This is a genomic window from Paenibacillus sp. IHB B 3084, from assembly GCF_001447315.1.
GTDB lineage: Bacteria > Bacillota > Bacilli > Paenibacillales > Paenibacillaceae > Paenibacillus.
Map to the genome: position 1 here is coordinate 1074672 of NZ_CP013203.1, position 13625 is coordinate 1088296.

Below are 13625 nucleotides of genomic sequence, written 5' to 3' on the forward strand. Positions count from 1 at the left end.
TGATCTCCATTCAATCTAGTTTAACTGGCCCATAATTCTCCAAAAGATACTGCCGTTCATCCCTGTAATTGTTCCAGAGGTGCTCTGCAAGTTCCTTATTTCCAATCCTCTCTGCTTCTTTTATCTCCACCATATAAGCTCTAAGCTCCATGATAATCCTACTTTTGAATTCATATGTTACATCCAAACTAGGAAATCCTTTAGCCTTATCATCAAGGAAATGTTGATACTCATGTCGCAATGCACTAATTGAAGCATCCTCATATATATTCAGTTGTCCGGGCTTGCCGGATCCTTTGGGGGCATATGCCATAATATCTCTATCCAGAATCCTAACTTCAACTCCGGCTTCTTGTGTATTTTTAATAATGTTATTCCACTCTTCTGGATGAGAAAGTCGGCCGGGGCCATATATATCCCTGAACGGGTCAGCATCATTCTTACCTAACATAGTATCAGATAATCGATTCGAAGTCCCTTCAACTTGAATAGTAGCTCCAGATTTCACCTCATATTTTATTGACGATCCCAATCCAATCTTGGGCTTGATTACTGAACTAACTCCTCCAAATAATCCAGCTGTACCGATCATATTAGTCCAGTGTTCCTTTGACCATGCATTGGTGGGATTAAAGGCCCCTGGATCATACCCGTTACTCCAAATGTACCGAAATTGAGCATGTCATTCCATGAATCGTTTTGTTTAGCTGCTCGTTCCATATATCCTTGATACATTCCTTTTGGAATACCATATGACATATAATCTAGGAAGCTCCATACCGAATCGAATTTCTTCTCATAGCGCACCGAATTGGCGGCTACAAAATCCTCACCCAGCTCGGTCAAGCTATCTGCCGATTTCTGGAACGCGTTTCGTGTATCTGGAGCAGGAACGGCACATGAATTAGGTGGAGGCGGTAAGCAACTTGCATCTATTTTCCCTGCTTCCATCAGATCCGCTAATCTGAATTTATCCGCATGGTGACGTAACTCCTTCGCAATGGAATCCGTCAGGGTAACAAAGTCATTCATATTCTTTTGAACGCTATGAAAATCATAGTAAAAGCGTTGCTTCGTTGTACCATCCCATGATTGTTCCATAAAAGAAATGCGCTGTGTCAATTGATTATTCATCTGATTCGCCGTTTTCTGTGCAAGCTCAAATTGCTTGGAGACAGACATCAGTTGTTCCGGTGTCACTTTAATGGTTGTCATAATTTACCTCGGTTCAAGTTCGTTATGACATGATAGCATTATTCAAATTCATGGAAAACCGTCTCAATTCCTAATTGTTATAAGAAAAATACATCTTTTTGCCTGTATCAAAAGACTCAGTTCCGAGTATCAGCAAATCGTCATTCACACGTTCTTTTCACAAGAAGAATGAGTAATCGAAGACTAATCCATTTACCGTCGCAAGTCTTGAGAAAAAGTTTACCGTCAATGAGTCTTCCGGTTTTGTACATAGATAAGCTCCTTTACGGAATAGAGGGATTGTTGATATCTTCTATTCGTTTATGTACTTCTCAAAGGAAAGACAGACTTGTTTCATCCTCAGCACGTTCTATCGCCTGAATCAAAGTCATCAAAGGTTTTTCAAGTTTATATTGAATGACTTTTTCACACGTACCACCAGCAGTTTCCCACTCCCAAAATGCAATAATGTCCACGGGTTCAAGGAAATATAAAGTTAAGGCATTCACTGGATTTACAGTGTACAGTTTCATAAATTCCTCGTCTGAAGGTTGATTATACGTAAGATATTGCTCTTGCATCGCGCGTAAAAGAAGAAGTGTACTTTCTTCGTTCACATTAACCATTCGATTAACAAAGTCATTTCGTCTTTCAACTGTATTCAGTATAATTTGTATAGCATTTCGAGTACGCGAAGCATCAGAAGTAATACTGAGCATATTAATTAGATCATTAGTAGTGAGATCAGAATTATATGGGGCTTGCTCAATAATATATGTCCATTTATCGTCACATCCATTTTGAAATACTCGAATAGCGTCTGAAACGTTATAGCCAATCGTTTGCCATTTTCGATTAAGCACGTCCATAATGTGGTAATAATACAACTCTGTTTCTTCACTACTTACTTCTTGTCCCCAAACTTGTCGAATGCGAATAATGTTTTTAATGTCTTGTTTGTTGAATTTATATCTTGTAATTATAAGTATCATCTCCAGTTCTATTCTGGTAAAATGGCCATAGCAAAGCTAGGGTGCTGTACATCATTTTTTTAGGATGATATGATATAGCTTAGCTTTGTTTCACCAGTTTCTCTTTAAAACACTTTTTTTCACTTTGTCGCATATATTTACGACTTATTATAAATGATATCACCAACCTTTTTATTATTCAACTGTTTTCACGTAATTATTTCCGACTTGTTGGAATTATATCATATTTTTTTATGTTACCTGGTACTAAAGAAGGAGAATGATAAATGATTAGTTTTGAACCATTACAAATAACTTTAATTAAAAAGAAAATCTCTAAAATGGAGTTTATAAAACTAATGAATATTTCCCCGTCAACTGCCGCTAAAATGTGGCGTAACGAGTACATAGCTATGAAAATTATCGACGATATATGTAACAAGCTAGAATGTAATTTGACAGATGTCATTGAACATACTCCAGATGATAAATTGAATCAAAATACTCAATAGCTACCCCCAACTTAAACGTCAAAAAGAAGCCCAATACATTAAACGGGCTTCTTTTTCTTCTATACACACATAAATAAACTACCCTTCACTCAAGAGGCATTGGAAGAAGATTTAAAAGATTCCAGCCGATAAGTATAGGATACTCCGGCTATTTTAAAAGTGTCTCCGTCCTTCATAACATACTCCTTGTATGGCACCATTGGCTCTCCGTTCAGAACGGTTCCGTTCGTCGAGGACAAATCCTTGACGATGTGACCTTGTCCTTCTGCATCAATACAAAGCTCAATATGAGAACGGGACGCTCCCTCCGTATGCTCCACAAACTGTACCAATTGTGGCTCTCTTCCGATGAAGAAGCTGCCTGCAACAAATTGGTCCGACTGCAATCGGATGCGCTCGGCCGCTCCACTTCCCGGTGGCTTGCGTTCCAGACAGGCAATCGGTGATTTTTGAACGTATGGAATATGTACGCCTTGATCTGCACGAAGCAGCACCGTTTCCTGCCTTGATGTAGTATTTAGCAGCTCCGTCACACCAGACAAGGATTTATAATATGCCTCGCTGGTATCACTGGCTTCCAAATCATTCCTCCGATCCGCACCTATCTCCTGCGGCTCATGCAAGTCGCGATGTGCAGAAGCTTTACCTCTTTCTCCCGCCTGGCTACCCATATTTTCAGATTCCGGGTCAGGAAAAGACCAGCGCCAGCTTTCCTGTCCTTGATCACCTGAATTGGAAGAGTGCTTATCCCTATTCTGATGCCCTGCTACGAATTCGGTTAGCTTATCGACCTGATAACGGTCATTTTTCCGCTGTGCAGGAGAAGCTGCGCCAAGCCATTCCGAATCCAGCACAGGAACTGAATCGGCATAGGCATACGACGAAGCGCTCTTGCGCCCCCATTTTCCCGTCCAGCTCATATAAGCAACGGCTGCGAGTACCAAGGTCAGCACAACGGAAATAACCAGCGGCACCGTATCTGGATGGTCCAAATAAATATAGCGCCACACGATAGCCGAAGCGAGAAGACAGCCTAAAGCAATGTACGTTTTATACTTCTGCAACGCAGGCTCCGTTTCTTCAATTTCTACATCTGCCTCATCATTCTCCTGGGGCTTTACGGACGGCTTGAGCCGATTGATCCGTTTAAGGTCCTGAATCTCCTGAAGCGTCTCCTGATCCTCATGCATTTTTTTCTGAGATCTCTGGCTCCTTGAGGCGAAGAATTTAGATTCTTCTCCTTGCTCATATGCCGCTCGGCTCGTTGAATGATCGACTGACGGAAAAGATTTTCCGTATACATCTGTTGAATGCAATCCGTCACGCTCTCCTTGAACTCCCATTCGAACACGGGTATCTCTGCTGCGTCCTTCTTCATCTTCACTTTGAGGGCTAAAGCTGTCTGCGCCGACTGCCATCCCTTGCAACAGCAGCTCCTTCAACGCTCTCGGATCAAATCCATCCCTATCACATAATTCAAATATATACTGCATATGGTCCCCTTGAAAATGAACCACACGTGTCATCAAGCGAATAACCAATTGCTTAAATTGGCTCCCAGCCTGTCCTTCATACAGTCCCCCCTGCAAAGGAACATAGGTTAAACTGACGTTTTCCCTTGAGCCTGAACCGCTCATAAAGATATAATCCTCATGCAAAATAAATTGGCGCATATCCAGCATATACTGCGGACTACGATGGAGGGCATCCGCCACTTCAAAAAGAATCCGATAGAAATCGGAAGACGACACTCCCCCTCCCTTCCATACCTGGGACAGCATACGTTGACCCGAAATATCGTAGTGCAGCTCCACCTGAAAATCGACGTCCTTGATTCTCAGCTCCAGAAGACCGGGAATCCGATTACCAGTCATCATTCCGGTTTGCACGGAATTTAAATCATCGGTCTTAAGCCCGCCTTCCTTGTTCAAAATCATAAATGTCCCGCCGTTGCGGGCAAAATCCCTGCTTAAACCAAACAATTCATGACCTCCTTAGCATTTTCCCGATCCCCGTGAGCACCATCATATATACCCAACTGCTTAAGTTATGGCAAAAAATAAAGATAAGCACTGATCGCTCCCGGAATGACGGCGGTCATAAAAGGAAACCTGAGGTGTGCCTCCCTCCCGTTCGTCAGCGCCTTGCCGCTACGAAACAGAAAGAATCCTCCCAGATTAAAAGCCACACGCCTCAATCTCATCATGGTTTCCCGTCTCCACAGCAGGATCACCAAACCAATAATACCTGCGAAAAAAATCGAATAGAGAGCCGACTGCCAAGCAAAAGCAGCCCCCGCCCATGCTCCGATCAAGCCAAACAGCTTCACATCGCCTGCACCGACAGCTCCCATCCAGTACAGAATCAACATGAAGCCGAATCCCGTCCCCAATCCAGCCGCTGCAAATAAAAATCCATGCCATCCCCCAGACATCGTATTAAACAGCACGCCCATCGCCATGCCGGGCAGCGTAAGCTTGTTAGGAATTTTCATACTACGTAAATCCGTCACCAGCGCAATCGCCAGCAAAACACCACATACGATATACATCCACGTCAATGCAATTCCCCCCTAATGATAAGCACGAAGCGTTTCAAACCTTTTCCATCGTTATTTTCTCTATCTATTCGCAATGTTCCCATATATCCGTGCTATGGCGAACCATCCGTGTTCCCCTCCCCGTCGGTCGTCTTCTCTACCGAAAATGGAACCTCGATACGTTGTCCATCGTCCGTTTCGATCACAAAGCTCCATTGACCGGGTGTCGTGTTTGTACCTACAAACCAGTTCCATTCAATAATCCCGTCCGCATCGGCAGAGGTCCAGCCCAAGTGTTGAGCCGTGCTTTGGCCCGACTTATAAAGTACAGAAAGATTAGCTGACGTTCCGGGTTCCACTTTGGCCTTGATCAAGTTATATACACCCTTCACGGCAGGCTCAGGCTTGGCAAGCAGCTGTATGGAACCCCGGGCATCCTTAACCGCTGTAGCATCTCCTGTACCTGCTCCCTCTCCCGTGTCACCAATCCAGAGACGTTCCTCTGCCGCTGTCTGGAGTACAATACTACGATACAGAAAAGGAACCTTCATCGGCAGCTCATAAGACAGCTCCACCCTAAAATAAGGGTCCTTAGTTCCCGTAAGAGACGGCACATGCACGTTCGTTACATGTATACGGTCATACTCCAGAATGCTATCCTCTATAAAAGGCTTTAACAGCGGCTTTAGAACAGGATCAAGCGCGGCTTCTGTCAAGCGCCCACGTAGCTCCTCCATGGGCTTTTTTCCCCCCTGCACAGCACTTTCCACCCAATCACCGATGGGAGGTGGCAGTTGGGCAGCGAATTGGCTTGCATATTCACTCACAGATAACTTGGGCAGCTCATCCAGCGGCTGGCGGAATGCATCTATTTTCGCAGACGCCGCATCCACCGCCAGAGACACCGGATAGATTTTAGCCGAAACCTGTTTAACCGCTTCTGAAGCGGTGGTCTGCAAGGCCGTAGATACCAGCGTCATCTGTACCATATAAATCAGAAAAATAATAAAAAACAAAAACAACGGCAACACCAGCGATGCTTCTAAAACGATACTTCCTTGTTCACGACGACTCCGTCCACCAACTCGCTGTAAATACCGATTAATAAGAAAAATGTGCTGTTTTCGTAACATAGTACACACTTCCCTTAATGCTTTCGCCTTCCTCTGAGGCCAGGCCCAGCATCTTCATCACCCCAGGTAAAAACAACAGCCTCATCCCGTTCTTAACCTCGCCCCTTGCATACGTTTGCCGTTCAGCAGGATTGACATCTGTATTCAGGCGGATCAATGCCAGCATACGGGACATTTTCCGTTCATTATTGCTATGGAGCATGAGGAACAATCTCAAATGATCCTTGTACGTCATTCGAAATTTCAGAAAATCAGACAGAGGCACATACCCCTTCTGGGCCAGCATAATCATATCTTCAATCGCCTTCTCTACCCCATATAAAAGAGCTGCCGCCAAAACAACCAACGGATTGCCCTTGGAGCTATTTTTGACCAAACCCTCCATCGTGCGAATGGCCAGCCTCATAGCAAAAATCTCGCCATAAGCGGAGGCCAGATTTCCGGTCGGATTATGGAAACCGTACAGAATGTACTCGACCTCCTGATTATTCGGCTCCAGTTGATCTCCCAAAATTTGCGCTGTATTCCCCACCCTCCCACCTGATCCGGCTAAACTGCCAAATCGGCTAAAATCCACGTGATTAAAGTAAGAAAGCGCATATTCATTCTGGAAAAATTCATCCCCTAGTTGCGTCAGCAAGCCGGATGCCGCCCCGTATAGACCATCCATACTGTCCATGGAAGCTCCTGCCGCATCATAGGTATCATAGGACAAATCAGCGGATACAGACGGGCTGGATGCAGACTGGTTAAAAGAGATACTTTCATTGTAATACTGCTCCAACTTTTGAAATGGTCCGGCACTTTGCGTACCTTTGGAAAGCATTTCAATGATCTGATAGGCTTGCTTGAGCTTGCTCTTCGCCTCTTTTTCCATTTTCTTGCGTTCTTTATCAGGTCCACGTCGCGTGTCCATTGCTCTGGCTTCACCATCGAGTACATTAGAAGGTCCTGACCAGACATATGCATTCAAATATTGATCCATTTCCTTGAGCGTTGAGATCACTTCTTGTCTGAACATATCTGTATTGAGATTCGGATCTGTATAAAAGGATAGCGTACGGATCATACTCGTTAATCTGTTGTTAACCGTATGAATAGCTATTCGTTGCTTTTCTATAGTCGCTTCCATCTGATCAAATTCCTGATCTGGAATCAATAAATCGTCAGCCTTCTGCCTTGCGCTTCCTACAGACGGATCAGCACTGGAGCTCCCTCCACTCGGAGTAGGGGCTGCGGAAACCTCATCATACCCTGCATTGGCAGCCCTCTGTTTATATTGAGCAATGACTAGACGCATCTCTTCGTTAATTTGCCTGGCTTCATTCAGCGGCTCCTTAGCCTCTACAAGCAGCTCATCATGCTCTTTTCCTACCTTGGTCATGGCTTGGCCCAGACGATCAAGTGCCGATCTCGCCCTGCTCGCATATTTCTCGATCTGCATGATTTTAACGTCGTCTACACTCTTTTATTATCCTCATACACATGCACGTAATGCTTATATTGGGCAGCAATATCGGCTACAACCTCAAGGGAATCCCAAATATACTGATTAGGAATATACGCGCCCCTCTGTTTAATGATCCGTCTGCGAACCTCTTCCATATAAGCTCCTGCCTCACGCTGCTTTTCCAGCATGTCATCCAGCTTGGCCTCACGTTTGTCATACAGCTTTTGCAGCCGTTTCAGCAAATCAACCGTATGCGAGGCTTCTTTCATGTTCTGAGAGAGCGGCTTCAGCTTTTCCAGCACTTCCACTGTAAAATCGACAGGCGCTTTATACTTCATTTCTTCACGAATCTGCTCGTTAAATATGGCATATTTACCAAGCTCTCTTTCCATGTGCAAAGAGCTTGAATCCAGCTTCGTGTTCATAAGTGGCAGTGTGTCTGCACGCGGCGTGCGCTTGGCGCTGTCGTTCAGCACTTTGACCATAATTTGCTCTCCGCTGCTCTCACCATAGGCAAACAGACCGTAATCCTGTTGCAATGCCGGATCATAGGCAGACATAACTGAACGAACCGCCGCATGGGTCAACCGTTCGGTTTGCACATGCAGCGCGGCAATTCGTGCATAATCAATAAAAACAGCAATAAAGCCAAACATGACCGCTAAAATCAGAATCAAAAAGACCGTGACAGCTCCTAACTCACTATCCTTAGCATTACGTCCTTTTCCAAACACTCGCTTCCTCCTTTCAGTCCATTCGTGTTCTCCGCTTCTTACGGACCGTTCTGTCCATATTGCGTTAATACTTGTCCTGCAACTGCCGGATTTATCTTTTCACCTGAGCCTCTGCCCATAAATTTTGCTCCGTAATATCGAACCAGCTCTACCGTACGAATCCATTCCACAGGCTCTACCACACCCGAGCTCATTGTTCCCTGTAAATCCGTCTGATCCAGAAACTGATTCAGCAAAGGCACTTTCACTATTTTATTCAGCTCTGTCGTCACCTTACGGCTGATCAGGCTGTTCTCATATGTCATCTGTCCCTGCATACCGGCAGGCATGCCACTCTCGGCATGGGACAGCTTCTGGGCGGGCAAATCGCCTCCTCCACCTCCACCGGGCACCTGCACACTTACCTGATTATTGGCTCCAGCCCAGCCAAACAAGGCACCCAGCATGGAATCATCCCTCAAGCGCCAATAAAGCGAATCTCGTTGTCCTTGGGTGAATGCGCCTGTACGCGGTTCCTTGAAGCTGTTATCCCAGCTATAAGCGGCTCGTTCCGAAGCCGTAGAAGCGACCTGCACCAAGATGGATTTTTGATATATATACAGGCAAAAAAACAACATCACAAAAATGACCAGCAACAGTATGGGAAAGACGAGGGAAGCTTCCAATGAGAAGCTCCCTTCCTCTTTGTGTGCCAAATTGCGCAGCATTATGAATCCATGAAGTCGTTACTCTTTTTATCCGCTTTTTTCAACAGACCTTCTACAATCTTCTTGATCTGATCCTTGAAAATAATCGCCACCGCAATCAGAATCGCGATAATCAGAATCATTTCTAACGTGCCCAAACCGTCCTCATCCTTGTACAATTTACGAATACTACCTGTTACTAATGTCATCATCGTTGTATTCCTCCTACATATTCATCATCATTAAGGCGGGAGCGCCCACCAGCACAATAACCGTTAGCAAAATCAGCGCCATCGGAAATACCAGCTTAGACGAAGCCTGCTCCCCTCTTGTGCGGCTAATCGAAGTCCGCTTGTTCCATAGCGTCTGGGACAACTCACGTAAAGCCATCACAAAATCGCTCCCGCCGCGTCTCATATTCAGTAACACTGTTGTCGTAAACACCGTCATTTCCTGAATGCCGCAGCGCTTGCTCAAATGCTCAAATGCCTGTTGAAAGGAATAGCCGCTTTCCCATTCCCCCACCGTCTGACGCAGCTCCCGGTACAACGGATGTACCGTATCCGCCCCTTTGCGCTCCACGCAATGAAGCAATGCCCGCTGTACTGTCTCGCCTGCGCCGACCAAAAGCATGATTTTACTCAGTAATTCAGGCAATTCCATTAAAATTTGCTGATCCCGCTTCTGTACCTTTCCGTGCAGATCCTTGACCAGCGCGATGGGCACCAGAATACCCAGCCCCAATCCGAGCACCAGCCCGGTCGCATCTCCGCCCATCATGAGCGATATTAAAGCTCCACCAGCCGCCATCATGTATCCGTAACCCACCATTTCGGCCAGAAAAAGCATCGTTTTTTCCCCACTGTTGCGCATACCGTACAGCTTTTGTACCGAGCGCTGGAGCTTGAACATCAGCAAAGGCAGTCTTTGGGCGGCACGTGAAGCATGGATCATGTGTACGAAAGGAACCGAGAGCCTTTGCAGGCGCAGTCCTTCCAGCTTCATATGGCGAAAGCTCGCATACTTAGCACCGTACATCCGGTTCAGCACCACCCAACCTCCCACTTGCAGAACCAGCATGACCAGACAAACCAACATCACCACGCCTATCTCTCCTTACACCTCAATTTTCATAATGTGGTTAATCCATACGAGGCAGCCACCAAGCACCAATAGGCAAAAGGTAGACAAAATCATACCTGTCCCGCTGTATAACGGCATCATGTAATCTCCCGCAGTCATTGTCATAAACAGTACAAACAGAAAAGGCGCCGCAAACATAACCCTAGATTCAAAACGTTTCTGCGCGATCATCACACCGATCTCTTGCTGAATTTCCAGCTTCTCCCCTATAACACTTGAAGCCCGTCGCACGACCTCCACCAGATCACCCCCGGTTCGTTTGCAAGCTGCAAACACGTCCGCAAAATTCGTAATGTCCTCCATCTGCGCCCGACGAGCAAAATCCTGCAAAGCCGTCTCCACGGGTTGTCCAATTTCCAGACAGGCTGTAATAATGTTAAATTCAAAAATCAGATCATGATCTCCATCCGGGCTAAGCAGCCTTAAATCCTCCACGGCCTCACGAAAGCCGTTCTCCACCGACCTCCCCGCCGAAAGGGAAGACGAGAGCGAATATAAAGCCTGCTTGAATTGAATGCTTAGAGCCGACCTGCGCCGTTGCAGCAAAAACTGCCGAAAATAACGAGGCGTCACCAAAGCTCCGGCAGCGCACAGCAACGACAATATCCATTGATGATAAAAAAGATAGCCAATCATCGCGAATAGCACGCCACTAAAGAGGATACACAGGCTTTTTTGCACAGATGACAATGTATATACCGTATAGTCTGGCAGGGAAGTAGTCTGACGGGATGCTTGCTCCGGCTTCACAGCCGCTTTTCCTGGCTTCATACCGACGCTTTCCCCCTGCTCCAGCTTTCCGGCTTCATACCGGCCATTTGCAGCTTCAACGTATGTTGCAAACCTTCACCACAACGCTCCAGCCCTCCGACGATGCGTCCTTTACTTTCGCCCCGTTCCTGAAAACGATAGAGCGGATTGAGCACCACTTCACCATTTTTAAAGCCAGCTACTTCGCTAATTTCCAGCACCCGTCTGGATTTGTCCCGCAACCGTGACAAATGCACGAATATATCAATAGCCGAGCTGATCTGCTGCCGGACTACTCCAAGCGGAAGCTCTGCCCCTCCGAGCACCATCGTTTCCAGTCGGCTGACCATATCACGGATATTATTTGCGTGGCCAGTTGATAACGAGCCATCATGTCCTGTATTCATTGCTTGCAGCATATCCAAGGCCTCGCTCCCCCTTACCTCACCCACCACAATGCGATTGGGACGCATACGCAGGGAGGAACGAATCAGATCACGAATCGTGATTTCCCCCTTCCCCTCGGTGTTGGCATTCCGTGTTTCCATGGAAACCAGATTAGGGACAGTTACAATTTGCAGCTCTGCCGAGTCCTCAATCGTAATAATCCGTTCCGATGGCGGGATAAATTGGGATAATGCATTTAGAAAGGTCGTTTTACCAGACCCCGTACCGCCGCTTATAAAAATATTGTACTTGCTGCGTACCAAGTCCTTGAGCATATTGGCTACTTCTGCATCCAGCGCATCCATTCGTATCAAGTCATCCATCGTCATTGGACGCTCGGGAAACTTCCGTATCGTCATCGTCGGTCCTTTGAGAGCGACTGGCGGTAGCACAATATTTACGCGTGATCCATCCTTTAATCGGGCGTCGACAATCGGCGAAGACTCATTCACAATCCGGTTCACTCCGGCAACAATCGTCTGGATCAAATCCTCCAATCGTTCACGGGATTCAAATTGATCGGGTGCCTGGATCACCTCACCTGCCCGCTCCACAAAAATTTCCCGGTGACTGTTAATCATAATTTCCGTAACCGTGGGATCATCGATCAACGGCTGGAGCACATCCAGCCCACGGAAGGAATTGAAAATTTTACGGACCAGCGCATGCTTTTCTCTGGAGGTCAAACCTGCCAGCTCTGTGTCATGCAAAATTCGATTTTCAATATGCCGCACTAACTCTGCATCCCCTACCGAGGACGTGACGTCCAGTCCTCCACGGATATCCGCTCGTAGTGCACGAAACCGTTCTTCATTCATGTTCATCGTCCCCCTTTAAGACCAAGCGGCGGGTGGCTGTGTTACAGTCTCCACATTCAGCAGCTCGCGGCACAGCTGGTGAATTTCCCGCTGATAAATCGGCGAACTAAGCAGCAGCTCACGATGCTGCATCTGCTTCCATGAAGGAATGTAGGGCAGCGCTCCGCTCAGCTCCATAAAGTCCCGAGGTAACGAGTTGACCATACTCCCCATATAACGGTTCACCACAAAGCGGGTTTTGGTCAGCATGGCTTCAAGTCCTTCCGGCTGTGTGGCCTCCAGAACATCCAGCCATAGCCCGCACTTGTGCATGCTCATTAAATCGTCCGCCAGCAGCCAGATCAGCTTATGGCTGGCTTCGAGTACAGCTTGAGCCCGGTCACCATTTTCGGATTCGCCATCTACGATTACAACATCATACTGTCCGCTTTCGGCAATCGTCCGAATCAGCTCTACCGCCTCATCACAGGTCATGTCCATCAGTTCCTTGCGGTTATCGACAGGCTGAAAGGTGTCGGCCTGAATTTCGGAACGGCGCACACAATACGAAGCGACAGATAAGGGATCTCCCTCATGCCCCGCTGCCTTGAGATCATAAAGCAGTCTGGACAGCCCCTCTCCTTCTGCTCCGCTAGAACTGCCGGAACCCGTGAACAACGAACTTGAATCCACCGTTTCCAAATTCAAATAAAAAACCGAATACCCCTCATTTCCCAGCTGCTTGGATATATTGAGCGCAGCCGTTGTCTTACCCAACCCACCGGAAGCCGCAACCATGCCAATAATCATTCCGCTTTCCCGGCTGTTCACGCTCTGCTGCCCACTTGTTCGCTGTCTCGCCGTTTCCAAAATAAAACCCACCAGCTCAGACAAGGGCTGATATTTTAATAAAGGTTGTCCGTATTCTCTCACCTGCTCTCCCTCGTGCAGCACCAGACAAGGAATATCAGAAGCCTCCCGATCTGTCCACAGACTCAAAAAAGCCGCTTCACCCACCACCACATCCGGCTTTTTCATCCCAGCCGTTTCCATCATGTATTGGCGAAATGCCTCTGGCTGCGAAAATGCCGTTACTCTCAGCCTCCTGGCGTACTCGCTTCCGTGCACATAATTCAGCAGCGGCTCGATATAATCCCGGCTCTCTACAGCCAGAATCACCTTTACCGGAATCATGATGCTCATCCCCTTTCCAATCACAACAACGCAAAAAAGCACCGTTCATCAAACCGTACATACATACGGTTGGTG

The 13625-nt window shown here is 46.7% G+C and carries 12 protein-coding genes and 2 pseudogenes; 1 reads left to right on the plus strand and 13 read right to left on the minus strand.

Annotated elements, in window-relative coordinates; translation table 11 throughout:
- Positions 1–10: 10 nt before the first annotated feature.
- The 3 genes and pseudogenes from ASL14_RS27785 to ASL14_RS05015 all read right to left on the minus strand — a co-directional run bounded on the left by ASL14_RS27785 (position 11) and on the right by ASL14_RS05015 (position 2186).
- The gene (locus tag ASL14_RS27785) at positions 11–451 is read right to left on the minus strand and encodes a hypothetical protein (RefSeq protein WP_223264320.1); all 441 of its coding nucleotides are present in this window, start codon (positions 449–451) and stop codon (positions 11–13) included.
- Positions 452–504: 53 nt separating this feature from the next.
- Positions 505–1215, minus strand: a pseudogene (locus ASL14_RS27790) (WXG100 family type VII secretion target); the annotation flags it as partial.
- A gap of 311 nt (positions 1216–1526) precedes the next feature.
- A complete protein-coding gene (locus tag ASL14_RS05015) occupies positions 1527–2186 on the minus strand; it encodes a hypothetical protein (RefSeq protein ID WP_134910684.1) in 660 nt (219 codons plus the stop codon).
- A gap of 266 nt (positions 2187–2452) precedes the next feature.
- On the opposite strand from ASL14_RS05015, the gene ASL14_RS05020 reads away from it, so the two are divergent.
- Positions 2453–2677, plus strand: coding sequence for a helix-turn-helix domain-containing protein (locus ASL14_RS05020; protein WP_014280414.1), 225 nt, complete (start codon positions 2453–2455; stop codon positions 2675–2677).
- Between the two features lie 89 nt (positions 2678–2766).
- On the opposite strand, the gene ASL14_RS05025 is transcribed toward ASL14_RS05020, so the two are convergent.
- The 10 genes and pseudogenes from ASL14_RS05025 to ASL14_RS05070 all read right to left on the minus strand — a co-directional run bounded on the left by ASL14_RS05025 (position 2767) and on the right by ASL14_RS05070 (position 13550).
- Positions 2767–4659: a DUF6382 domain-containing protein gene (locus tag ASL14_RS05025; protein ID WP_134910685.1), complete on the minus strand. Its 1893-nt coding sequence runs from the start codon at positions 4657–4659 to the stop codon at positions 2767–2769.
- 65 nt (positions 4660–4724) lie between these two features.
- On the minus strand, positions 4725–5237 hold the full coding sequence (locus ASL14_RS05030; RefSeq protein ID WP_134910686.1) for an A24 family peptidase: 513 nt from the start codon (positions 5235–5237) through the stop codon (positions 4725–4727).
- Positions 5238–5329: 92 nt separating this feature from the next.
- Entirely contained in the window at positions 5330–6349 is a 1020-nt protein-coding gene (locus tag ASL14_RS05035) for a TadE/TadG family type IV pilus assembly protein (protein ID WP_134910687.1), read from the minus strand.
- A pseudogene (locus ASL14_RS05040) lies at positions 6318–8533 on the minus strand (hypothetical protein). The gene ASL14_RS05035 and the pseudogene ASL14_RS05040 overlap by 32 nt, the downstream one beginning before the upstream one ends.
- A 38-nt stretch (positions 8534–8571) precedes the next feature.
- Complete coding sequence (locus tag ASL14_RS05045; protein WP_134910688.1) at positions 8572–9240, minus strand: TadE family protein; 669 nt, start codon at positions 9238–9240, stop codon at positions 8572–8574.
- Complete coding sequence (locus tag ASL14_RS05050) at positions 9240–9431, minus strand: Flp1 family type IVb pilin (protein ID WP_013309278.1); 192 nt, start codon at positions 9429–9431, stop codon at positions 9240–9242. The genes ASL14_RS05045 and ASL14_RS05050 overlap by 1 nt, the downstream gene beginning before the upstream one ends.
- 13 nt (positions 9432–9444) lie before the next feature.
- Positions 9445–10317 (minus strand): type II secretion system F family protein, encoded by an 873-nt coding sequence (locus ASL14_RS05055; protein WP_187644867.1) that lies wholly within the window; start codon positions 10315–10317, stop codon positions 9445–9447.
- An 18-nt stretch (positions 10318–10335) separates the two neighbouring features.
- Positions 10336–11133, minus strand: a complete 798-nt coding sequence (locus ASL14_RS05060) for a type II secretion system F family protein (protein ID WP_134910690.1) — start codon at positions 11131–11133, stop codon at positions 10336–10338.
- Positions 11130–12377: a TadA family conjugal transfer-associated ATPase gene (locus ASL14_RS05065; protein ID WP_134910691.1), complete on the minus strand. Its 1248-nt coding sequence runs from the start codon at positions 12375–12377 to the stop codon at positions 11130–11132. Before ASL14_RS05065 ends, ASL14_RS05060 begins: the two co-directional genes overlap by 4 nt.
- A 15-nt stretch (positions 12378–12392) precedes the next feature.
- A complete protein-coding gene (locus ASL14_RS05070) occupies positions 12393–13550 on the minus strand; it encodes a P-loop NTPase family protein (RefSeq protein ID WP_134910692.1) in 1158 nt (385 codons plus the stop codon).
- Between the last annotated feature and the right edge of the window lie 75 nt (positions 13551–13625).

Bases quoted from the DNA above. Each gene is read 5' to 3' on its own strand.
- ASL14_RS05015 (WP_134910684.1), bottom strand. From the start codon at position 2,186: ATGATACTTATAATTACAAGATATAAATTCAACAAACAAGACATTAAA.
- ASL14_RS05070 (WP_134910692.1), bottom strand. From the start codon at position 13,550: ATGATTCCGGTAAAGGTGATTCTGGCTGTAGAGAGCCGGGATTATATC.
- ASL14_RS05035 (WP_134910687.1), bottom strand. From the start codon at position 6,349: ATGTTACGAAAACAGCACATTTTTCTTATTAATCGGTATTTACAGCGA.
- ASL14_RS05050 (WP_013309278.1), bottom strand. From the start codon at position 9,431: ATGATGACATTAGTAACAGGTAGTATTCGTAAATTGTACAAGGATGAG.
- ASL14_RS05020 (WP_014280414.1), top strand. From the start codon at position 2,453: ATGATTAGTTTTGAACCATTACAAATAACTTTAATTAAAAAGAAAATC.
- ASL14_RS05055 (WP_187644867.1), bottom strand. From the start codon at position 10,317: ATGTTGGTTTGTCTGGTCATGCTGGTTCTGCAAGTGGGAGGTTGGGTG.
- ASL14_RS05045 (WP_134910688.1), bottom strand. From the start codon at position 9,240: ATGCTGCGCAATTTGGCACACAAAGAGGAAGGGAGCTTCTCATTGGAA.
- ASL14_RS27785 (WP_223264320.1), bottom strand. From the start codon at position 451: ATGTTAGGTAAGAATGATGCTGACCCGTTCAGGGATATATATGGCCCC.
- ASL14_RS05060 (WP_134910690.1), bottom strand. From the start codon at position 11,133: ATGAAGCCAGGAAAAGCGGCTGTGAAGCCGGAGCAAGCATCCCGTCAG.
- ASL14_RS05065 (WP_134910691.1), bottom strand. From the start codon at position 12,377: ATGAATGAAGAACGGTTTCGTGCACTACGAGCGGATATCCGTGGAGGA.